This is a genomic window from Spongiibacter thalassae, assembly GCF_012272835.1.
Lineage (GTDB): Bacteria > Pseudomonadota > Gammaproteobacteria > Pseudomonadales > Spongiibacteraceae > Spongiibacter > Spongiibacter thalassae.
Genome location: NZ_JAAWWK010000002.1, coordinates 103560 through 125073, shown reverse-complemented (window position 1 = coordinate 125073; position 21514 = coordinate 103560). Strand labels below are relative to the sequence as shown.

Genomic DNA, 21514 nt, shown 5'->3' with positions numbered 1-21514 from the left:
TCCAGCTTATCAAAACTCAAATGTAATGCAATTTATAGCAATCGGTTATAACACTCATTATTACTCAGTGATTTTCCGATATTAAGTACACTCAGAGAATACACCAGTACACCTGAAATATATCAGATAACAAAAGGGATATTGCCTATGACCGCTACCGATACTTCTACTTACGTGCTTCCCATCGAGCAGCTGACCGCTAATTTAAAAAACAGGCCCAACGAAACATGGCTGCATCAGCCCACCAACGGTGTATGGAAAAGCTACACGATTGCCGAAGTTATTGATGAGGGTAGCCGGGTCGCCAATGCCCTATTAAAACAAGGTATTGAACCCGGCGACCGAGTCGCTATTCTCGCCAAAAACAGCTACGCCTGGCTTGCGGCGGATTTCGGCATGATGCTAGCAGGGATCATACCGGTACCCATTTATTCCACCGCCTCATCAGAGACTATCGAATATGTACTTGAGCACAGTGAAGCAAAACTGTGTTTTGTAGGAAAATTGGACAACTGTAGCGCCGCACAACAAAGTCTGGCCAATATCCCGGTCATCACCTTACCGGACGCCAACGCCCAATACGCCGGTGCCCTGTCCTGGCAAGGCATTTTGGATTCCTCGGCGCCACTGGATAGCTATCACTCCCCGAAAGCGGACGACATGGCTACCATCGTCTACACTTCGGGTAGCACCGGAAAGCCCAAGGGCGTATTACTGACTCACGGCCACCTCGGTGCCGCCGCTACTGAAACCAAAAACCGTATGGTTGGCGGAGATCAACTACACCGTATGATGTCTTACCTGCCACTGGCTCATATTACCGAGCGCTCAGTGGTCGCAATCACATCTATTTACGGCCAGGTAGAACTCTTCTTCTCCGAAGGTCTGGAAACCTTTGTTGACGAACTTCACCACTGCCAACCCACTGACTTCATTTCAGTACCCAGACTCTGGGCCAAATTCCAGGCAAAAGTACTCGCACAAATCCCTGACGAACAGTTGCAGGACATGCTTGCCGGCGACGGCGGTGATGCAGTAGCCGCGGCCATCCGCGACAAACTCGGTTTTGGCTCATGTCGCAATTACGGCTCTGGCTCGGCTCCTATCGCCCCTGCTCTACTCGAATGGTTCCAGCGCATTGGTGTAGGTATTGCCGAAGGCTGGGGTATGACAGAAACGTCCGGACTTGCCTGTTCCAACCAGCCATTCACTGTTGAGGGTATGGGCACCATCGGCACCCCACTAGCGTGCAATGAAATGAAACTCTCTGACGACGGCGAAGTGCTGATTCGCGGCGCAGCGATTTTCGAGGAATACTACAAAAACCCCGAAGCCACCGCAGAATCGTTTATTGATGGATGGTTCCGCACCGGCGACAAAGGCGTCAAAGACGAGAACGGCGCCTACCGCATCACCGGCCGAGTAAAAGAGCAATTTAAAACAGCGAAAGGCAAATACGTCGCCCCCGTACCCATTGAAAGCCAACTGGCGACTAACTCACTGATCGAGCAGGTCTGCGTGCTGGGTTCCGGGCGTCCGGCGCCCATGGCCATTGTGGTGCTCAACGATCAGGGCCTGAGCAAAGAACAAATCAAGTCCAATATTGAAAAGACCTTGAAAGAGGTCAATCAGCAATTGGAATCTCACGCCCGCCTGGATCGCATCGCAATAACTGAGACAACCTGGGACGTAGGAAACGATCTTCTGACACCGACCATGAAGTTAAAGCGCGATAAGATCGAAGCGTTCTACCGCGATCCGATCGACTGCGAAACTGAAAGCGGCGTGTACTGGATTGATAAGTAAGGGGCTCTCGACCCAAAGCGCCCCTGCCGGGAATAGCAGGGGCGCTGTATTACAGAAATGTCTGATTACGTTTGTTATGTATTTGGCTACAATTGAGATTTATCGCCACGCTGATCTTTATTTAACTCACGCTGAATTGCCCGCGCAAACAACCACAACCGATCCTGCCCCCACAGCGCCAGCACTGATTCACCCTGCGCATTGAGCAAGCGGAAACTCGGCACGCCCCAAAGACCGGCCTCATACATCGCCATGCGATTTTCCTCGAGTGGCTCCTCCCAGCCTCCGCTACCAATCAGGCCCTTGGCAACGCTCCAATCCAGACCGGCATTCTCCACCACCGTTTTAAGCCCCGAAAGCCGGTTGGTATTGATACCCTCGGCGAAGGCTGCGTGAAGAAAGCTGGAAATAAATTCCACATCCCGCCCCTGCTCTACCGCCCAGGGGTAAAGCGAGTAGGCTTTGCGCACTGGCTCGCCGATGGGGTCTTTAAACCGTCCGTAAGGCACACCGGCTGCCGACGCCTCGCGCGCCGCGTCCATAAAAATGTACATGCCCTTCTCGCGGGTAGCCGGCACACCGCGCATCACCATGGGCAACACCGGTCGTACCGATAGCTTGACGTTTATGTCGCGAGCCAACTGAACTGCGCGGTCAAAAGAGATCGCCGTATAGGGGCTGCGCAGGGAAGGATAAACTTCGAGTGTCAGGCTACCATTATCTTTCAGACTGCCGACATTCAAAGACGGGCGATCAAACAGTAAGGGAGTATCTGGTTTACGATCTGCACCCAGTGCAGCGAGACGTTTCTCCAGATGGTAAAGGCGATCTACGCCCCAGTACCACTCGCCCCCGTAGTAAAACATGGCACCGGAATAATGACCGAGGTCCGTTCGTAGCGTTGTTCCCCGATCAAGGGCTTGCACGGTGTCGTTATTCGAAGCGACGCCAAACTCTACCGCGAATTGTTCGAGCTTATCGGCTTCACCTGCCCACATGGCCCGGCCAACCACAGCGGCCCTGTCAATGAACTCCTCTGAATTCTGCGCAGCCAAAATGGTACTGGCGCGGTCACGCAAATCGTCCCGAAGTGGCTGTTCGTGCCGGGAAAATTCCAGCCCATATTCCGGTGCCACTTGATAAGCGTCATAACGTGATAGCTGCAAAAGGAGATCCGGCTCGGGGAGGTTCGGCCCGGCAGGCCCGCGCACGAGACAGCACTCCAACTCGATATCATAACGCTCTGCCAAGGCCGGGAGAACCTGTGCTGCAAGATGACTGTAGCCATCATCAACTTGATGAAAGTATATTACCCGATGTGGCTCACCGGCTTTTTTTCGCTGCACCTCGGCACGGGCGCGACGTGCCTCCAATTTTTCCGGAGTAAAGAGCCTGGTCATTATGGTAGATGTCAGCCAGCGCACAATGGCGTTAGGGCTCGAATTCGCAGCGCCGCCCTGATTTGAAAACTTTTGGTTCATATCCATCGCGTATCTGCTCTTTATAAATTGAAACGGTATCATTGGCCGATTCAATTTGGCCAATAGATGAATTCATCCCCAGGCACAAAGCCTTCAGCTAATGTTTTATCCACCGCAACCGGAATTTCCATAACATAGGGATACAGAGGAGGCCTCCCATGCTCTTTATGCTGATCCAGCAACGCTACCAGCTCCGCGACCTTGTCGGGGCGATGCTGCGCCAGATTGTGCTGTTCTGTCGGGTCTTCGGCCAGATTATAAAGCCACTGCTTGTTCGGACGCTCTGACACTTGCAGCTTCCAATCACCGTGACGAACGATACGATAGTAGCCACTGTGCCAGAACAGCGTGCGCGTTTGATCATCTTCAGCCTGACCAGTGGCCAACGGAAGCAGATCGATTCCATCTATCTCGATACCTTCCGGCGTGCTTGCGCCCGCAGCACTGGCCACCGTTGGCATCAAATCAATATGGGCGACGGGTGTCTCCACCGCCGTACCCTGGGGGATTCGCTGCGGCCACTTGATAAACAAGGGCGCGCGAATACCGCCTTCAAACGCAGTTAACTTCCAGCCTCTGTAAGGTGCGTTCAGTTCAGGCAGCCCCAGATAGCCTGCACCGCCATTGTCACTGGTAAAGATAATGACCGTATTATTTGCCAAGCCTTCGGCTTCGAGGGTTTCAGTTATGCGCGCAACACTGCGATCCAATGCGCGCACCATCGCTGCATAAACACGCAGGCGATGAGGCTTTATGTCCCCCACGGCCTCGTAGTCTTCCCGCGTTGCTTGCAAAGGCGTGTGTGTCGCCCAATGCGCCAGATAAAGAAAGAAAGGTCTGTTTCGATTTGCACGGATAAACTTGATGGATTCATCCGTCCAGTAGTCAGTCAAGTACCCTTTGGGACGAAACCGGTTCACATCACCGGTATTAAACGATGCTGCGTAAACCATCCGTGCCCAAAGAAACTGATCGATCGGATCGAACGGCAGTTTCGCATTCACTACGTTGGGGTCATCTTCCGGCAAAAAAAGGCCACTGGCCATCAAAAGACTGTCATCAAAACCTTGATCATGGGGCAATGAGCCCGCACTTCGCCCCAGATGCCACTTACCGATATGGGCCGTCTGGTAGCCCTTCGTCTTCAACACTTCGGCAACCGTCACTTCATCCGCAGGCAGTCCCTGCAATTCATAGGGTAACGCTACTTCCGCAGCCTCCTTGTTAAAGTGTGTTGCCGGCAATCCACGATCCATTGAATCAGTGATCTTTGCTATCATCGGCGCCATACCACTGGGTGTCGGCGTAAACTCTAAACCGGTTGAGGTAGGATAACGCCCTGTCATAATCATTGCCCGAGACGGCGCACAGGTTGCGCTGCCGGAATAGGCCTGACGGAATACCGCACCTTCTGCCGCTAGCTGATCAATACCAGGGGTTTGCACGCGGCCGCCGGCCACACCACCGCCAAAGGTAGAAATATCGTTGTACCCTAAATCGTCTGCCACAATCAGCACGACATTAGGAGGCCGGGCATCTACGGGTATCGAGCTATCATTCGGGCCCGCTGGCCAGTCTATCTCTCTATGGGCAGAAACCTCGAATTCACGTTGTGACTGATATTTCACCACCATCAACAACAGGTCAATTCGATAAACCCACCCGAACGCGCCAAAACCCGCCAAACCGATTAATACCAACGCAATCTTTGTCTTCATGCTCGCCTCTGTTGAGGGTGACTTGTATTATGGCACTCATAATGCCATTATCTTAAGAATAGCGTCAAGCGCCTGCGGGCGCTAGCCCATTGCTCAAGAGGTGTCTGATCGTGAAAATTCTTTACGCAGTATTGGTGGTCTTCTACGGTGCCTTTCTCGGCTGGTACGGAGGTTTTGCATCACCTGTAAATGACCAGGAGCTGGAAAGCTACATCGAGAAGTTCAAAGCTGCGAGCCACGCCCGGGGGCTCGACCCCTCAGCCCCAGTCAAGTATATGCGTAACCTCGCCGCTTCTGATCAAGGCGGGGAGTTTCTTATGGTTAATTTGATGGACTTCCGGGAAATCGCGGCCTACCCGCCGGATTCCCCTTGGGCCGCGGACCCTGATCCACTGGCCGCGAACGCGCGATATACTGACAAGATCGCGCCTTTACTCCTAAAGCGCGGCAGCCATCCCATGCTACTCGGTCCTCTGAACGGCACCTTTCTTATTGAAGGCGAGTGGGGAGACTGGGACAGCGTCATTATTATCCGTTATCGCAGCGTGCGTGACATGTTGGAAATGTTGATTGAAATGGCCTCACTGGGTGACGTTGCGGTTCATAAATGGGCGTCCATGGAAAAAACCCAGGTATTCCCTATTAAACCAACCCTGACCTTTCCGGGGCTGCGCCTGCTGGTCGCGCTTTTTCTTATTGCATTAGCCATTACGGCCAGGTTTGCAATGAAGTTTATCAAAAGAAAATAGTGACTATGAGTATGGTTACGGCAGACCACTACAAGTTATACGGCTTTCTGATGACGCCCTATTCCGTGAAGATGCGGCTTACTTGCGTTACCGCCGCATTCCCTTCCAGTGGATCACCAGGCTAGCCAAAAGCAGGATAAATTTCATTGGCTGGAGGTGACCGGTGTAACCTATGAGCGCCGAGTGCTTCCACGCTGGCCGCCAGCACTTCAGAAACAATACGGCGCGCTCTCAGATTCTGCGAAGGCCGCGTTGAATCCTGTGCTGAAAGATACGGGTTGCCTGCTATTTCTACACGTAAACCCGTAGCTTTCGCTCTGTGTACGAAGCGGAAGAAGCGCTTTCCACTGAGATCGGCATAAAAAGTCGCTTATTTGATCAAACGCTTGAGCTGAACGCTACTGTATACAAGGTCGATTTCGACAACTTTCAGCTAAACTTGTTCGACGGCACGCAGATTTCTACCGCCAATACTGGCGAGGCTCACTCCACCGGGCTTGAGATTGATTTCCAATGGCTCCCGCCCGTACCATGGCTCACATTACAAGGCAGCGTGGGCTTTAATAAAACACGCTATGGGGATTTTCCCTGCGGGCCCACAACCTGGGATGATCGGGACGCGCTACCGGAGTGTGGGGAAGACGCGCCACCTTCGCAAGATTTAACTGGCAAGCGATTGGCATTCGCGCCGGCGGAATCTGCCAGTATTACGCCTACGGTTAGGTTGCCCCTTTGGCCCGCACGTGAAATAGGCGCCATGTTTGCGGTCGATATAATTTATCAGGGCGATCACTTCCTCGACCCAGATCTCGACGAAAAGACCTATCAAGAGGCTACTACCAAAATCAATGCACGCTTGGCAATATCTCCGCTGAACAAACTTTGGGCCGTCATTCTTAATGCCAAGAACCTAACCCAACAGAAGGAAAGGCTGTTAGTGCTTGATGCACAGCAACAGGGAGGCAACTATGTCGCTGTAACACATCCCGACGAAACCCTTTACTCAATAGATTTTCGCTATAATTTTGGATTTCTGGACTGATGACCAGAAACTGCTCCCGTAAAGGATTGAAATCACCGTTAGATGTATACTTATACTGAACATCGCCTGGTTGCCAATGCCTATCCACTGATTTTCGGTAGCGCATACATAAAAGTGCCCAGGCACACGTCGACTATCTGACCTCGACAGCCTTGCAGCAGAGTACCAGAACGCTTTATCGCTACACGCGCATGAACCTTGGCTAATGATTCGCTTAAATGTTCCCGACGGCGATAGTGCACTTACTATCGCCATGTACTTTGCGAAGTTTTCGCTAACAAGTGTCAGTTCTTCACCACGGCTTATACATAAGGGCGCAGTACCCAGGGATACTCAGTAACATTCACTCTCTGGGCTCCATTCGTTTATAAGCCAAGGCTATGTTCACCGAGTTCTTGCCGCGCAATTTCGCCCTACTGGACGACTGGAAAAAATATCGTGGAGGCCTTACCTAGCCGACACCAATCCCCAGCGTTTTGGCAAAGCGATACAGTTAGGGGATAGCCGGGAGTGAAATCTTCGTCAGAAAGCCAGTAAGGGTCATCCAAAACTAAAGGTACCGCGATCTAGCACCCCGTCATCCGGGGTCTTTACTGCATACAGTCTATTACATTAAGGATATTATCTTGAAATGAACCAATCCGTTCGCTGCGACGGATTGGTTGTAAATCGCGAACAATGAGATACCGATAGGCGTATTTGGCGTTCCAAAATTGAGGAGCTACTGATCCAGCTGCTGTTGGCGCAGCAGGATTACTCCCGTAGGCGTCAGTTTTTCTAGCTATTTCCAACCGCCAGGCGTGGTCATCTTGCCTACCAACACCTGAATTAAAAGATATTCCAACGCAGCCCTCGCTCCTCAGGAACTTTTTCGTCTTCAGGCAGGGTGCATATTCTTTCCATGTACGTGGTCGAGCCATCCGCGTATTCCCACACTAATTGTTCGCCATTGGGCCCCTGGGTGAGGTAACGCTTCACGACCACGGGGCCCCAACCAAAAACATTAAATTCGAGGACTTTATTTCTCCACGTCATACTGGCCGAGGTTCTGGGACAGTATTCCTTATCACCTATCGTAAAGAGCACTGCACCTTCTGTATCATTGGAGTTCATTCCAATCGTATCCGCATTGAGATTGGGGCCGCCGTCATGAATGATACCCGACGACGTAATCACAACCCGCGAGCCGCATTGCTCAACTCTCTCGACATGCCCAACATTACCACCCTTAACACCAATCCAGAGCCCACGAATATCGTCAGCTTCTTCAGGCAACGGCTCAGTACATTCCGCCAGAATTGGAAAGGGAAAGTGGTCATAGCCACAGCCTGGCGTATTACCCTTCGGTATATCTTCAGCTCTCTTACCGCTACCGTCCAGCGCTGGAAAATGGCAATAATTAATTGCGCTTCCATCACCTGCCAGAACAGCTCGATCAGTCATTAATGGTGGCCTGGCCGAGAAAAAAGCGAGCCAAAAACCGAATAATAATAAGACCGTCAATGTCGCTGCTACCCGTAGTATCCATTTTTTCATATCAATTTCCCATTAAGTGCTACGCTGCAACACCGCAATTAGACATAGCCTGAAGATCTTGCCACTTAGCATCACTTTTTAGCGTAGACACGGAAGCCCACCAGTAAAACAATAAGAATAAGCACCGCCACCGCTTCACCACGGAATCGATCGTAGATGGTGTTTAAAGCAACCTGGCGAATATGGTTATATCCCTGCGGTGGGTCCAATACCCCATTTTCACGTTTATATTGCTGATAGAGATTCAGCATTTTCTGGAAACGCACGGCTTGCTGAGAACTCAGATCCCGGGTTTCGCCGGGGTCATTATTTATATTAAAGAGCCGCCATCTGTCGTCGCCCACCGGCCCGCGTGTCATAACAAGCTTGTAATCTCCTAAAAAGAGCACGCCCTGCCCCGCAAGTTCGTAGCCGATGGCCTCGTCGTCACCGTAAACTTTATCAACGTTGCCTTTTAGTAAAGGGCTAAGATCTTTACCTGTAATCCGCTCAACGGGTTTACCGGCGTAGCGCCCTCCCGGCTGGTCGACCCCGGTCAGAGATAAAATCGTTGGGGTTATATCCTTTACATAGGTAAAAGCTCGCTCGACGTCAGGCTTAATCGCCAATGGCTTGCCCGCGATGATAAGCGGCACACGCAGTCCACCTTCACCTGCGTAGAATTTATAGTAGGCTAGCGGGGAAGCACTGGCACTGGCAAAACTCGGTCCAAGATTAACAAAGCTCCCTTTAAGACCAAGGGTCTCGTAATCAGCGGTATAGCCCTGCCGCGCTAGTTGAAACCGGGCTCTCGTCGTATTAAGCGCGTCGGCCCCACTGGGCTCACTGCCGTTATCCGAGGTAAATATAAAAATAGTATTATCAAACTCACCAATTTCGCGGAGATATTGAACCAAGCGCGCAATATGGAAATCCATGGCTTCGACCATGGCCGCATACACCGCCATGCGCTTGGCCTCAAACCGTTTGTCTTCGTCACTTAACTCGTTCCAATCCCTCGTTGTATGCATAGTGGCTGCGGGCACATCGGGCAATACAATCCCGAGTTCAATTGCCCTCCGGCGACGCTCCTCACGCAGCGTTGTCCACCCCTCCAGGTAACGCCCCTCGTAGCGATCAATAAATTCCTGCGGCGCCTGGACCGGTATATGTACGGCCTGAAAAGGCAAGTACGCGAAGAAGGGCGCTTCCCGAGATCCATCTTTCAACTGATCAGATTTAATAAAATCAATCATTTTGTCGACAAGAAATCGAGAGGAATAAAAATCATCGGGCAAGGTAAAGCGCTCGCCATCTGCATACCAATTGGCGTTATCGTAAATAGGTATATAGGGTTTTTGTTCCCAATTGTCGGCACCGGAATCAGCAAGAGCTATCGTGCGCTGAAATCCCCTTCGACTGGGCAACTTGTCCTGGGTGCGGCCGAGATGCCATTTACCAGACATATATGTGTTGTAGCCAGCTTCTTCCAATAACGTCGCCACGGTGACGACATTGTGACTCAGTTCGCCTTGATAAGCTGGATGATCCCGCTGCTCAGGAGGAATCATCTCGATAATATTGGCTACTCCCGCGCGATGATTAGACACCCCCGTTAGAAGCATCGCTCGAGCGGGTGCACAGTTTGCCGCCGTATGATAGTTGCTAAACCGTATTCCCTCAGCCGCAAGACTATCAATGGTGGGTGTGGCAATCTCCCCGCCAAAAGACCCCACGTCGGTATAGCCCAAATCATCGGCGAGGATTAACACTATATTAGGGCGTTTATTATCGTGCAGGCTCGCGGCACTGACGTCGATTTCAGAGTGGACTGAACCCGCCAGACTCTGGAAGGCGAGCAACAACCCAACCTGCAGTGCAATACACCTGGTTCGAATTGAAACGATCACGATGGGCGTTCCGATTTAGTGCACAGTATGCGCGCCGCCAGAAGCAGAATAACGGTGAAAAATACCTCGGGGCCTATGACTTTCGGCAGGAACGCCGCTCCGTGGAGCAGCCAGGCCAGAACTCGACCGAAAGCAGTGAGGCCTAGCAGCAAGGCCGCAGCGTAGTACCAGTGTGGCCATCGGGTACTTAGCCCCATCAAAGTAAACACGCCGATGCAAAGAAAAAAAGCCGAGAGATCGCCTATCTGCGTACTCAGTCCCGCGCCATCCAACAGCGGCATACCCAGTTCGCTGGCAATACCCGACGGAGCCATCAACCAGCGTAGCCCCATACTTAACATCAGCACACCAATTAGGGAAACCGGTATTTTCAACAACCATTGCATGGCTATAACCTCGTTATTATTGAATTTTTCGCTGTGCCAGAATATTTACCGACGTGTACGCAGCTTCCAGCCCGGAGTTCTGGTTCTGCCCGGTCACAAAGCGTTGTTCGTCATCTACTGTCACCCAAGTGGCAAAGATATCCCGGAAAGCCGTGGCGCTTTCAAAGACTGCACCGGCTTTGCGCAGCTCAGTTTCCGGGTGCATCGGGGTAACCTTGATGCCCAGCTCTTTAACCTGCTTGTCGGTGACCCCTGTCGCCCGACGCCCTTCGATCAAGAGTTTACCGTCGTTATCTTTGGCACCTATCAAGCCCAGAGCGCCATGGCAGACTGATGCGACCACCGGCGCTTTCGGCGAATAGTACGCGGCGCTGATCAGTGCCGCCAACTCCTCTGAATTACCCATATCATAGGCAGCCCCCCACCCGCCTGCGAGAAAAATAACATCGTACTTGCTGATATCTACATCCCTCACAGCAATCGAATTGCTGGCTTTCGCCTGAAAAATACTGTCCTCCAAAAAGCGTTTATCATGGTCTGTGATTATCGGGTAGGAAAGTGTCTGAGGGTCTATTGGTATTGATCCACCCTGAATGCTGGCAACGTCAACGTCCATGCCAGCCTCCTGAAATACATAGTAAGGATGGGTCATTTCAGAGGCCGCCACACCCGTGGCGGGCCCAACGTCCAGGCCAGGCTCCGATAACACTCCGTGACTGGTAGTGATGATCAGTGCCTTGCCGCCAGGATACTTAGATACCTCACCGGTATACTCGGGGTGCAGGCCCGCGTTGTGCAGAATTGTCGGTAACGCAATTGCTATAACAGCGAGGGTTCCCGCGATGAACGGCAAACCAACCTTTAAAATTTTCTTGATATCCATCATCCAGCTCCTTTAAGTTATATACGCGACCAGGTGTCGCTAATCGGCCTTTAACATATCTTCACAGCCGGTCCCCTCAAGCACACGATCTACGCGATTTTTATCCCGGGCAGTCAGCGACTGATAGGCTCCATTAATCCATGCCAAACATTTGGACTGGTACGGAAACGAGCGTTGCTGCCAGTCACAGCCATCTATCTCGGTCGACCAATGCTTTTCGCCGGCTTTTACTGCTGCATTGTTAGCAAGCAAGGCTGGAACGTACACGCGACCACACTCCGCCAATAGACCCCGTAGGGTATCCGACTGATCTTCCAAAGACATCCAGCCGTCAATGCTCGGTTGCAACCCCGATAAGTCATTCATCATGTAAACCCAACCGACAGTACGAGGTGATAACTCATGGGCGATACGCCGAGGTGTAGGGTCAAAACCAACTAACTGGCTTAGCTGCCCGTAGAACGCGAAATCGCTGGCAGCCGGTTGCTGCCCTAGCAGAAAAGGCCGCTGTGCGAGATGAGCCTGCATCGCAACCAGAAAACGCCGATAGCTCGCTTCGATTACCGGCGCTGTCAGTGCATTTGAACCCACATATTCGAGGCGGGAAATCTGGCGCTGGGTGAAGAATTGTTTGAGCTGGGTCGCCTCATCGTCGCTAAGATGAGGCCCAGCGCTCAGCGGCAACAACGTTCCGGCATTATCCGCATCGACCTCGGCGTGCCAGCGGTAATGGAACATGTACTTGGTAACCCACTCATCGGCAAAATCTTCAAGTAAATAGTCGATAAAGCCGAGCGCAGGATCGCGGGGCAATACTGTGCGCTCCGGGTAGCGCGCCTCCAACTCCCGAATGATCGGTGTTGAATCACAGTGCGCGACAACTTCCCCCAGGTCATCGTCAAACAAAAATGTTGGCATGAAAACCATATTAGGTTTGGCTACGTGCATCTGCTCCAGCACAACCTCCGGCATCCCCCACATTACGTCATAGGGAATTTGACGATAGCGCAGGAGGCCCAACATTTTTTGGGTATACGGCGACCCTGGCGCACCGATAAGTCGCAGTCGAATAGGTCTGTCCATTTAACACACCAGCCTTTAACACAACCACAGTAACTATCGACTCTATTATTATGGCACTACCAATGTCAATATAATCGAAAAGTTATAACGACTTTATTTGGTCTGTCGGCTAGCAACAATAGACATAGAATATGCCACTATATACAATGACCCACAGCTTTATTCATGGCATGAATAGCTGCTTGTAACGCCACATTGAGGAATCCTGCATATGACCGAAACTACCGCCCAGAAATCCGCTGACGGACGTCGGCAGAGGACAGAGCGCAGTCGCGCTGCCATTGTTGCCGCAGCGGTGGAACTAGTTAACGCAGGCGTGCTGATTCCAACAGCGCAGCAAATCGCAGAACGAGCCGGCGTTGGATTACGCACTTTCTTTCGTCACTTCGACGATATGAGCACCCTATTTGTCGCCGTTGATGAGACTATTCGTGACAAATATATCGCGCTGACGCTGGGCGGTGATCGAAATGGTACGATTGAAGAACGTATAGAGCACGCGGTAGAGCAACACGCTGAAGTGTACGAACAAAACAGCAATATCATATTGACCACTGCAGCGCAGCGCTGGAAGTACGACTTTCTACGGAAAAACTACGCAAAAATTCAGCGAGGGCTGCGCAAGGATCTTGACGACTGGCTACCAGAAATCACTAAACTCGATAAAGCTTATCGCGAAGCGGTCGACGCCATAGCCTCTTTTGAAATGTGGCACCGTCTGCGTGAACACCAGGGACTGAGCAAGTCCACCAGTCGCGAAATTATTACCACTCTTCTCAAGGATATTCTCGCGCGCCAGTAAACGCGCCACACTCCGGCACTCATCATATCGCGCTTTAAATCAACGAGTTATCAAAATCCGCGCAATAAGGTGTCAAGACACTTGACATTAACCCGCTAACACCACATATTGGCACTATTGATGCCATAATAATTGGATCGCTCAGATCCCTTAACACGTTTGCGCTTGAAATACCGGAGCACCGAATAATGACCTACAATAAGCAAAAACAAATTGACTGGTTTCCAATCCTGACACTGCCTCCCCTTCTCGCTTGCCTGGTTTCCGGCAGCGTTGCCGGCGAACGCACGATAGAAGAGGTAATAGTTACTGCCCAAAAACGGGAGCAGGGTCTGATTGATGTGCCTGCATCAGTGTCTGTTGTGGGTGGCGAATTGGCGAGCGAAGCCGCGTTGGTTGATGCACAGGATATGGTGCAATATACCCCTAATGTTAAATTTAATTCGAATAATTCTAACCCGGTATTGAGTATTCGTGGCTTTGGTACACCGCCACTAGCGAGAAATATAGAACCCTCGGTAGGCATTGTGATCAATGATGTTTATTACGGGCGCGCCACTTTTACGAACGATGGCGCGTTTGATATGGAGCGCGTTGAAGTACTGCGGGGCCCGCAAGGTACGCTGTTTGGCAAGAACACGGTCTCTGGTGTACTCAATTTCACCACACGAGCTCCAGCCACTGAGCCGGTTGGTTATATTAATGTAGCGAATGGGTCTCTTAACGAACGTCGCATTGAGGGTGGCTTGTCATTCCCGCTACTGTCAGACAAAGTGGGTGCACGTTTGTCATTTCGCACGCGCGAACGGGAAACCGGCAACTACAACACCACATTAGATAAGGAACTGAAACTGCAAGAAGAATCCTTTCGTCTTAGAATGGCCTGGGACGCTAGTGATTGGCTTGCCCTGGGGCTGGATTATTTCCAGACCGAATCAGAAGTTAACGGTTACGGCCTTCAATACCAAAAGGCAACACCCCGCGCGGCGGAGGTGTACCGTGAAGCTGACCCGCAATTTGAAGACGATGTTTATAATGGAAAATCGTCTGCTGACAGTGATGAGTTCAATAAAAGAAATTCACAGTCGCTTACACTTAACGCTACAGCATTTTTCAAAGACGTAGGCCCTATCCCAACTCTGGAAGTTGCCTTAATCGCTAATGCTGCCGAAATTCGCTCGCCCTTCCTGCTGGATTCCGATTTCAGCCCCGTCCAATTTTCCGAGTTGGGTACGGACGGCCCCGAAGGCTTCGAACAGAAATCCCTGGAATTACGCTTTACCGGCGACTTGGAAGCACCATTCGGCTGGGGCCGTGGCATCGACTTTGCCACCGGGCTTTTTGCCTACCAATCAGATGCCGCCGCGACACAATTTAGCACTATTTACTACGACGGCCTCGAGGAGGCATTGCGGGCTGGGCAAGGCGGAATGCCAGCGGCGGTCGCACCTGTGGCTGCTGCAACTCTTATTTCCGCTGATCGAGCAGCTGCCGGCGATCCCAACAAGGACAAAGCGATCACCCGCAATGTTTCCGCGTTGAAAAACACATCCCACTCGGCATTCGCTCAGTTCACCTGGTACTTAACAGACCGCATGGACCTGACACTCGGTACGCGCTACGGCGAGGAAGACAAAGAAGGGATTACCGGGTCGAAATCTGACAGCGCCGTCATCGCCAGGCAAATCGGTGGACAGCAGGATTTCTTTGAATCCTATGACGCTAACGAAAGCGATTTGTCACCCAAACTGGCCTTCTCATGGGAGGTTTGGGACGACGTACGACTGTTTACCGTTGTCAGTAAAGGCACTAAAGGCGGCGGTGTGAGTGGCCCGCTAATATCACCGATTGATACGACTTACGACAAAGAAACAGCCGTTTCCAAGGAAATCGGCATAAAGAGCTTCCTGTTGGACAAAACGCTGCAACTTAATTTAACCGCTTATCATGTGGATTATAAAAACCTTCAGGTACAGGCCTTTAACGGTATACAGTTCACCACGGTTAACGCAGCCGCAGCGGTCGGCAAGGGTTTCGAGCTGGATTTTCAGTGGTTACCAGATTGGCAGGCCCTGACGGTCGCCGGCAGCCTCGGCGTATCTGACACAACCTATGATAGTTATCCATGCGCTCCGGGTACGGCAACGCAAACCACAGACAGCAACCCATCCGAGTGCGGCACAGAGATTCCACGACAGGATCTTACCGGCCGTGAAGTGCCCTACGCACCCAAGATATCAGCCAGTCTGTACCCATCTCTCAAGTTTCCTATCAGTGATCAGTGGGGCGTGCTGATCGGTCTGGATATTCTTCATCAAGGGGAGCACTACCTGGATATCGATCTGGATAGAGAAGCTTTCCAGGAAGCCACTACCAAGGTTAATCTGAGGCTGGGCTTGAAACAATTCGATAACGGCTTAAGCGTGGTCATCAACGCGAAAAATTTGACCTCCGAACAATCTCGCACCATCTTTCTTGATAGCCCGCGCAATGCCGGCAATTACGTTGCCCTGGCAGAGCACAGCGACCCGACCTATACCCTGGATGTGCGCTATACCTTTGGTGAAAACTGACCACCATAAATAAATCAAATATCGGCAGGAGCGTCTGCATATGTACAAAAAAATTATCACACTGATTCTTGCGACCTCTCTCGCGGCTTGTATGCCTGCGGGTCTTACCAGCAAAATTATGGAGAAAGGTCTCGAGGCACGCCTGTCAGCTCAGGCCTCGCAGGATTTGGATGACGGGCTACATCTGGCCCTGTGTGGCGCAGGTGGGCCAATGCCAGCGCCTTCTGCTTCCGGCCCCTGCGTTTTGGTCATCGCAGGTCAGCAAATGTTTGTTGTAGACGCTGGAACCGATGGCACTCGCAATATCGGCCGAATGGGATATAACATTGGCGATATTGAAGCTGTTTTTCTAACACATTTCCACTCCGACCATATCGATGGTCTGGGTGAAATGGCGACTCTCCGATGGGCCAGCCGCGCTAACACTAGCCCACTTCCGGTTTACGGGCCCCAAGGGGTAGGAAATGTCGTTGCCGGCTTTAATCAGGCCTATCAATATGACTTCCATTACCGCCATGAGCACCACGGTGATGTCGTCGCCCCGGCAAGCGGCGCAGGTTTACAGGCACGTCCTTTCCAACAACCTGAAAAGGGTATACTAACAACACTGGTAAAGACGGCGGATCTCAAAATTGAGGTCTTTTCGGTAGAGCATGCCCCGGTAGAACCCGCTGTTGGTTATCGCTTTTCCTATAAGGATCGCTCGCTTTTGATCACAGGTGACACTATAAAATCCGACAATGTCGCATACTTTGCCAAGGGCGTAGATCTCCTTGTTCATGAAGCATTATCACCCAACCTTGTTGGACTCATGAACAAGGTTGCCAGAAACACAGGGAACACCGTAATGGCAAAGGTGACACACGATATTCTGGATTATCACGCCAGCCCGGTAGAAGCCGCAGAAACAGCAAGGGACGCCAATGTCGGCCACCTGCTCTACTACCATATTGTTCCTCCCATGGTGATTCCTGGACAGAAAGCGCTGTATCTCGATGGTGCCGACAAAATATTCAAGAACTATACGATCGGTGAGGACGGAGTTTCGTTTAGTCTTCCTGCAGGATCCAATGGCATTATCAAAACCCGTGAAGGCCTTTGATCTATAAAACCACTTCGGATAACTCTGTTTATAAATAGCTAGCAAGCCTCAAATTCCAGACTATTTAAGGTCACAGTAACTTAGAACACACATTGACTAAATCTTAATTTGTATATGTATTTATGTAGATTACAAAAAACACGGAAATGTTTTCTTTTAACCAATTGTCGATGGTTCGAATCCATCACGGCCCACCATCAAATTCCGAAGAAAATCAAAGCACTGCAGACATGCGGTGCTTTTTTTTGCCTGCGATTTTTGTGCTGTGACCACCCTGTGACCGCAACGTGACCATCCCGTGACCAAATATGGTACGAACACTGGTCACAGGATGACTATATTTGACCTATTGGCTATCCGTGGTCACCCATCAGGCACATGAACGAACAGATCACTGACTTCACATTTAACGCAACTCATCGGCTGAAAGCAGTCTTCAAACCGTCTTCGTCACTTTCTGCAAATGCATAGGCGTATCAGGGTCAAAGCCCCGCGCGAAAGCAAGCTCAACCAGTAGCCGATAGCAGCTTTGGGTTAGCAGGATGGGCTCCAGCGATGGCTCGTACCGATCGGCCCGCAGGGCGTCGGCATACCCCGGCACAGCCAACACCAGGTTGGCCTGACAGCTTCGGGCCATCGCGGCTACGGCGAGGACACTGTCAAGGGATTCGTCATTTTGACCCAGAACCATTATTGAAAACGCTTTGCGCAACAGTGCCATCGGGCCGTGTCGAACTTCGGCTGCGCTCAATGCTTCAGCATGGATGCCGCAGCATTCCTTGAACTTTAATGCGGCTTCCTGCGCCGCCCCAAGGCCGAGGCCACGGCCAATCACATACATTGACGAGGTCTGCCACAGGGCGGTCACACCCTCCGCCCAATCGACTGACCAGGCCTTGTTCATCGCCTCGGGCAAGCCCGGCAGAGCGGCGCTTAATGCCTTGTCTCCCGACCACGCGGCCACCATCTGCGCCAGCACAGCGGCGGCGGCCAGATGGGTTTTTGTCGCGGCAACGCTGTGCTCTTCTCCCGCGAGCAAGGGCAGTATTACATCGGCCACCCTGGCAAGGGGAGAATCGCTGTTGTTGGTAATCGCCACCGTTAACGCACCACAGGATCGAGCATGGGTCGCCGCCGCCAAAATATCCGGACTCGCGCCCGATTGCGAAATAGCCAGGCATAATGCACCAGTCATCGACAGCTGACTTTGATAAAGCGAGTTGATGGACAGAGCGCTGGGCATGGTGGGGATGCCCAGATATTTCTCAATCAAGTATTTGCCATAGGTGGCGGCGGTGCTGGAACTGCCACGGGAACAGGTGACGACAAATCCTGGTCTTTGGGCATTCAGCCTGCGCACCAGGTCGGCAATTACCTCGCGATTACCGCTGAGCTGGCCGGCCACAACCGAAGCCGCCTCAGCGGCCTCGCGAAACATATGGCTCTGCTCTACCCGCGCTGCGCTATCGCTGTCCGTTGCCATACCCTGCCCTGTCTCACTGAGTTGCCATGTTTGAAGAATAGTCTACAAACCAGGACAACGTCATTCAGGCAAGGGTTCCCCCGAAGGGGTCTGTCCCCATTGAGTTCAGTTATGCACGCCACCATCAACCTTGACGATTTCGCCGGTCATGTGGGCACCGTCGTTGGATGCCAGCATGGCGATAACCGCAGCGACGCTCTCCGGCGCGCCAAAGACGCCGTCAGGGCGCGAAAGGTGGGTAAACAGATCCATGTCGAAGCCGCCCATGCTTTCCCCCTGAGCCACCACCATAGGCGTCATGATGCCACCCGGCGCGACGGCGTTTACCCGCACGCCCTGCTTGAGGTATTCCCAGGCGAGGGTGCGGGTCAACGCAAAAACACCGCCCTTGCTGGCGGCGTAGGCCGCCATATAGGGATGACCAAACTGTGCTGACGTCGATGCGGCGTTAACAATATTGCCCTTTGACTCCAGCAGTGCAGGCAGCGCTTCTCGACAGCACAAGAAGGTGCCAATCAGGTTGACGTTGAGCACCTGCTGGAACAGGTCCAGAGATGTTTCCATGGTCGGCAGCGAGCGGAGAATGCCCGCCATATTCACCAGCGAGTCGATTCTGCCTTCGGTAGACAACACGCCGCTTATCAGCGCTTTAACGCTTTCTTCGCTGGCGACTGAGCATACGACGGCGCGGGCACTGCCACCACCGGCCTCCAGTATGCTGTCCACCGTTTTTTGCAAACCGGCTTCATTCATATCCACCGCGACAACCGCGCCGCCTTCGGCGGCGATACGCCGGGCCGTCGCTTGGCCGATTCCAGAACCCGCACCGGTCACGATGACCACTTTGTCGGCAAAACGCGGTAATGCCACTGCTGTAGTGTTACTAGCCATTGTTATAGTTTGTCCTGTTCTTGGGGATGATGGCACCGGGCCGAAGATGGATCGGTTGCCAGTATAGCGATACGGGAAAGCCGGAACATGCTTCATTCGGAGGAGTAGGCAAGCACCCGTCCCGCGACAATGCCACGGGACCGGTGAAAGGGAGTTACCGGGACAGCGCAGCTGTCCCGCGCCGACCGGTGATGTCAGCTATCTGAAGCGGGGGCCTTTTTGGCTGCAGCTTTTTTCGGAGCACTCTTTTTGGCGGGAGCTTTCCTGGCCGCAGATTTCTTCGCCGGCGCCTTTTTGGCAGCGGCCTTTTTCGGGGCAGCTTTTTTAGCAGCGGTCTTTTTTGCCGGCGCCTTTTTCTCGGGGGGATTTTTCTTATCGAAATCCTTTGCCGCGTCAGCCGCTGCCTTGGCCAGCGCGCGGGCGCGCTTGTAGTCAGCCTGTAATTCCTTTATTTGTTCCTTGGCCATCAGGATAAGCGCCCGAGCATCTATCTCCAGCTCCTTTGCCCCCTCAACCGCCTTGTTCGCCTTGTCGATCTGGCGCTGCAGCGTCGCGTCCATTTCTGTCCGGGCTTTGGCTTGCAAGTCCTTGAGTTTCTGCTGCTCCTCCTGAAAGCGCTGCCGGGCCTTTTCGGCCTGTTCCTTTGCCTTGGCAATCGCATTGTCCGCATCCGCCATCAACTTCTCTCGAAGCTTTTCAACCTTGCTCTCCAGCGCTTCGATTTCACGGTTTATGAGTGCAACCGGGTCCAGTTTTTTCTTGGTCATAGGATGTGGCTCCGCGTTCGGTTAAATTAGGCATGGCGAGCAGAGGTCTGTTCGTTGACTTAACATAGCAAATTTTTTTGAAATGAACAGTTCCGCAGATGCATTAAGGAGCATAGACCATGACTGACACCAACACCGACGCGATTGAGGCGGCGGCCTTTCGCCGCCTGCTGCAACATCTGGATGAACGCAAGGACGTACAGAATATCGACTTGATGAATCTGGCCGGCTTCTGCCGCAATTGCCTGTCAAAGTGGTATGCCGCCGCAGCTGAGGATTTGGGCGAGCCGGTCGATTACGACACCGCCCGCGAGCGGATTTACGGTATGCCCTACAGCGAATGGAAGGAAAAATATCAGAAGGAGAGTAGCCCCGAGGCGCTGGCAGCATTCAATGCCAACAAACCCTGAGCATTGGTGGTGAACGCCTGACCTGACCACGACGCCCGCCCCTTGGCGGGCTAACGGTCGGCGGGATTAATAGTTCTGGCGAAGAAATTCCCGAGCTTTGATGACCGCGGAATTGCCGGTTTTGCCGTAGCGGTCGATCACATGGGTGAGCATGGTTTTGGCTTTGTCTTTTTCACCCTGAATAAAGTACACCGTACCCAGCTTGTACATCGCCGCCGGCACCTTGCCGTTGTCGGGGTAATCCGCAAGCAACTTCTGAAAGGCCTGGGTGGATGCCACCAGGTTTTTCGGTGATACGGCAATATAAAGCTCGCCCAGCCAATACCAGGCATTGGGGGTATAGCGATCATTGGGGTAACGTTCGACAAAGCCCTTGTAAGCCTCGATAGCCGCCGCGTATTGGCGCGCTTTCACCAGCTCATAGGCATTGGCATAATCCTGGGACGGGCTGCCGGTCAGCGCATTCGCTGCAGCTGACGTGCCAGATGTTGCCGCTGCGGCGGCCGCGGTCGGCACCTCGGCCCCGGCGGCCACGTTGGCCTGTATAGATACATCGCCAGTGTCTCCCTCAGGTGAAGAAACTGGCGATGAATCCATGTCAGCCGGCCCTTGGGCCGGACTGCCAGACAGGGCACTGATGCGTCTATCCATATCGATATAACGATCAAGGCCCTGCTGTTTAAGCTGACGAATCTGATGCCCCTGCTCTTCAACCGTTCCGCGCAGGCTCATAATTTCCTGCTGGAGCTGCTGCAACTGCTGGAAGAGCTCTTCGTTCATGCCACCAGCGGACTGGTAACCACGATTTCGATCATTGATATCCTCTACCGGAGCCTGAGCCGCTACCGCCGCCGACAGGGTTAGTAGGGATATCCCCAACAGTTGTTTTTTCAATTGCATCAGTTCGCCTTGT

Annotated in this window: 18 protein-coding genes; 7 read left to right on the top strand and 11 right to left on the bottom strand. The window is 52.4% G+C overall.

The window, feature by feature from the left end; genetic code table 11:
- Positions 1–147: 147 nt before the first annotated feature.
- The gene (locus tag HCU74_RS04730) at positions 148–1806 is read left to right on the top strand and encodes an AMP-binding protein (RefSeq protein WP_168449277.1); all 1659 of its coding nucleotides are present in this window, start codon (positions 148–150) and stop codon (positions 1804–1806) included.
- An 86-nt stretch (positions 1807–1892) separates the two neighbouring features.
- On the opposite strand, the gene HCU74_RS04725 is transcribed toward HCU74_RS04730, so the two are convergent.
- Both HCU74_RS04725 and HCU74_RS04720 read right to left on the bottom strand, forming a co-directional pair.
- Positions 1893–3287, bottom strand: a complete 1395-nt coding sequence (locus HCU74_RS04725; protein ID WP_168449276.1) for a DsbA family protein — start codon at positions 3285–3287, stop codon at positions 1893–1895.
- Between the two features lie 50 nt (positions 3288–3337).
- On the bottom strand, positions 3338–5005 hold the full coding sequence (locus HCU74_RS04720) for a sulfatase (RefSeq protein ID WP_168449275.1): 1668 nt from the start codon (positions 5003–5005) through the stop codon (positions 3338–3340).
- A gap of 110 nt (positions 5006–5115) precedes the next feature.
- On the opposite strand from HCU74_RS04720, the gene HCU74_RS04715 reads away from it, so the two are divergent.
- A complete protein-coding gene (locus tag HCU74_RS04715) occupies positions 5116–5754 on the top strand; it encodes a hypothetical protein (RefSeq protein WP_168449274.1) in 639 nt (212 codons plus the stop codon).
- 319 nt (positions 5755–6073) lie between these two features.
- The gene (locus tag HCU74_RS04710) at positions 6074–6796 is read left to right on the top strand and encodes a TonB-dependent receptor domain-containing protein (RefSeq protein WP_168449273.1); all 723 of its coding nucleotides are present in this window, start codon (positions 6074–6076) and stop codon (positions 6794–6796) included.
- A gap of 828 nt (positions 6797–7624) precedes the next feature.
- On the opposite strand, the gene HCU74_RS04705 is transcribed toward HCU74_RS04710, so the two are convergent.
- The 5 genes from HCU74_RS04705 to HCU74_RS04685 all read right to left on the bottom strand — a co-directional run bounded on the left by HCU74_RS04705 (position 7625) and on the right by HCU74_RS04685 (position 12573).
- The gene (locus tag HCU74_RS04705) at positions 7625–8332 is read right to left on the bottom strand and encodes a hypothetical protein (RefSeq protein ID WP_168449272.1); all 708 of its coding nucleotides are present in this window, start codon (positions 8330–8332) and stop codon (positions 7625–7627) included.
- 71 nt (positions 8333–8403) lie between these two features.
- A complete protein-coding gene (locus tag HCU74_RS04700; RefSeq protein WP_345889651.1) occupies positions 8404–10221 on the bottom strand; it encodes an arylsulfatase in 1818 nt (605 codons plus the stop codon).
- On the bottom strand, positions 10218–10607 hold the full coding sequence (locus HCU74_RS04695; protein ID WP_168449271.1) for a hypothetical protein: 390 nt from the start codon (positions 10605–10607) through the stop codon (positions 10218–10220). Before HCU74_RS04695 ends, HCU74_RS04700 begins: the two co-directional genes overlap by 4 nt.
- A gap of 16 nt (positions 10608–10623) precedes the next feature.
- Positions 10624–11490, bottom strand: coding sequence for a type 1 glutamine amidotransferase domain-containing protein (locus HCU74_RS04690; protein ID WP_210425124.1), 867 nt, complete (start codon positions 11488–11490; stop codon positions 10624–10626).
- A gap of 39 nt (positions 11491–11529) precedes the next feature.
- Positions 11530–12573 carry a glutathione S-transferase N-terminal domain-containing protein gene (locus HCU74_RS04685; RefSeq protein WP_168449270.1) on the bottom strand — a complete coding sequence of 348 codons (1044 nt, stop codon included), beginning with the start codon at positions 12571–12573 and terminating at the stop codon, positions 11530–11532.
- A gap of 211 nt (positions 12574–12784) precedes the next feature.
- Here HCU74_RS04685 and HCU74_RS04680 point away from each other — a divergent pair, with 211 nt between their 5' ends.
- From HCU74_RS04680 to HCU74_RS04670, 3 genes are all read left to right on the top strand, one after another.
- The gene (locus HCU74_RS04680) at positions 12785–13375 is read left to right on the top strand and encodes a TetR/AcrR family transcriptional regulator (protein WP_168449269.1); all 591 of its coding nucleotides are present in this window, start codon (positions 12785–12787) and stop codon (positions 13373–13375) included.
- A gap of 188 nt (positions 13376–13563) precedes the next feature.
- Complete coding sequence (locus HCU74_RS04675) at positions 13564–15948, top strand: TonB-dependent receptor (protein WP_168449268.1); 2385 nt, start codon at positions 13564–13566, stop codon at positions 15946–15948.
- A gap of 40 nt (positions 15949–15988) precedes the next feature.
- On the top strand, positions 15989–17050 hold the full coding sequence (locus HCU74_RS04670) for an MBL fold metallo-hydrolase (RefSeq protein ID WP_246864469.1): 1062 nt from the start codon (positions 15989–15991) through the stop codon (positions 17048–17050).
- A gap of 436 nt (positions 17051–17486) precedes the next feature.
- Here HCU74_RS04670 and HCU74_RS04665 read toward each other — a convergent pair whose 3' ends face one another.
- The 3 genes from HCU74_RS04665 to HCU74_RS19735 all read right to left on the bottom strand — a co-directional run bounded on the left by HCU74_RS04665 (position 17487) and on the right by HCU74_RS19735 (position 20191).
- Positions 17487–18533, bottom strand: coding sequence for an SIS domain-containing protein (locus HCU74_RS04665; RefSeq protein ID WP_210425123.1), 1047 nt, complete (start codon positions 18531–18533; stop codon positions 17487–17489).
- Positions 18534–18638: 105 nt separating this feature from the next.
- Positions 18639–19424, bottom strand: a complete 786-nt coding sequence (locus tag HCU74_RS04660; protein ID WP_168449267.1) for an SDR family NAD(P)-dependent oxidoreductase — start codon at positions 19422–19424, stop codon at positions 18639–18641.
- Positions 19425–19618: 194 nt separating this feature from the next.
- Positions 19619–20191, bottom strand: a complete 573-nt coding sequence (locus HCU74_RS19735) for a hypothetical protein (protein ID WP_210425122.1) — start codon at positions 20189–20191, stop codon at positions 19619–19621.
- 119 nt (positions 20192–20310) lie between these two features.
- Between HCU74_RS19735 and HCU74_RS04650 the strand changes: the two genes are divergently transcribed.
- Positions 20311–20601: a DUF1244 domain-containing protein gene (locus HCU74_RS04650; RefSeq protein ID WP_168449266.1), complete on the top strand. Its 291-nt coding sequence runs from the start codon at positions 20311–20313 to the stop codon at positions 20599–20601.
- Positions 20602–20667: 66 nt separating this feature from the next.
- On the opposite strand, the gene ybgF is transcribed toward HCU74_RS04650, so the two are convergent.
- Entirely contained in the window at positions 20668–21501 is an 834-nt protein-coding gene (ybgF, locus tag HCU74_RS04645) for a tol-pal system protein YbgF (RefSeq protein WP_168449265.1), read from the bottom strand.
- Positions 21502–21514: the final 13 nt, after the last annotated feature.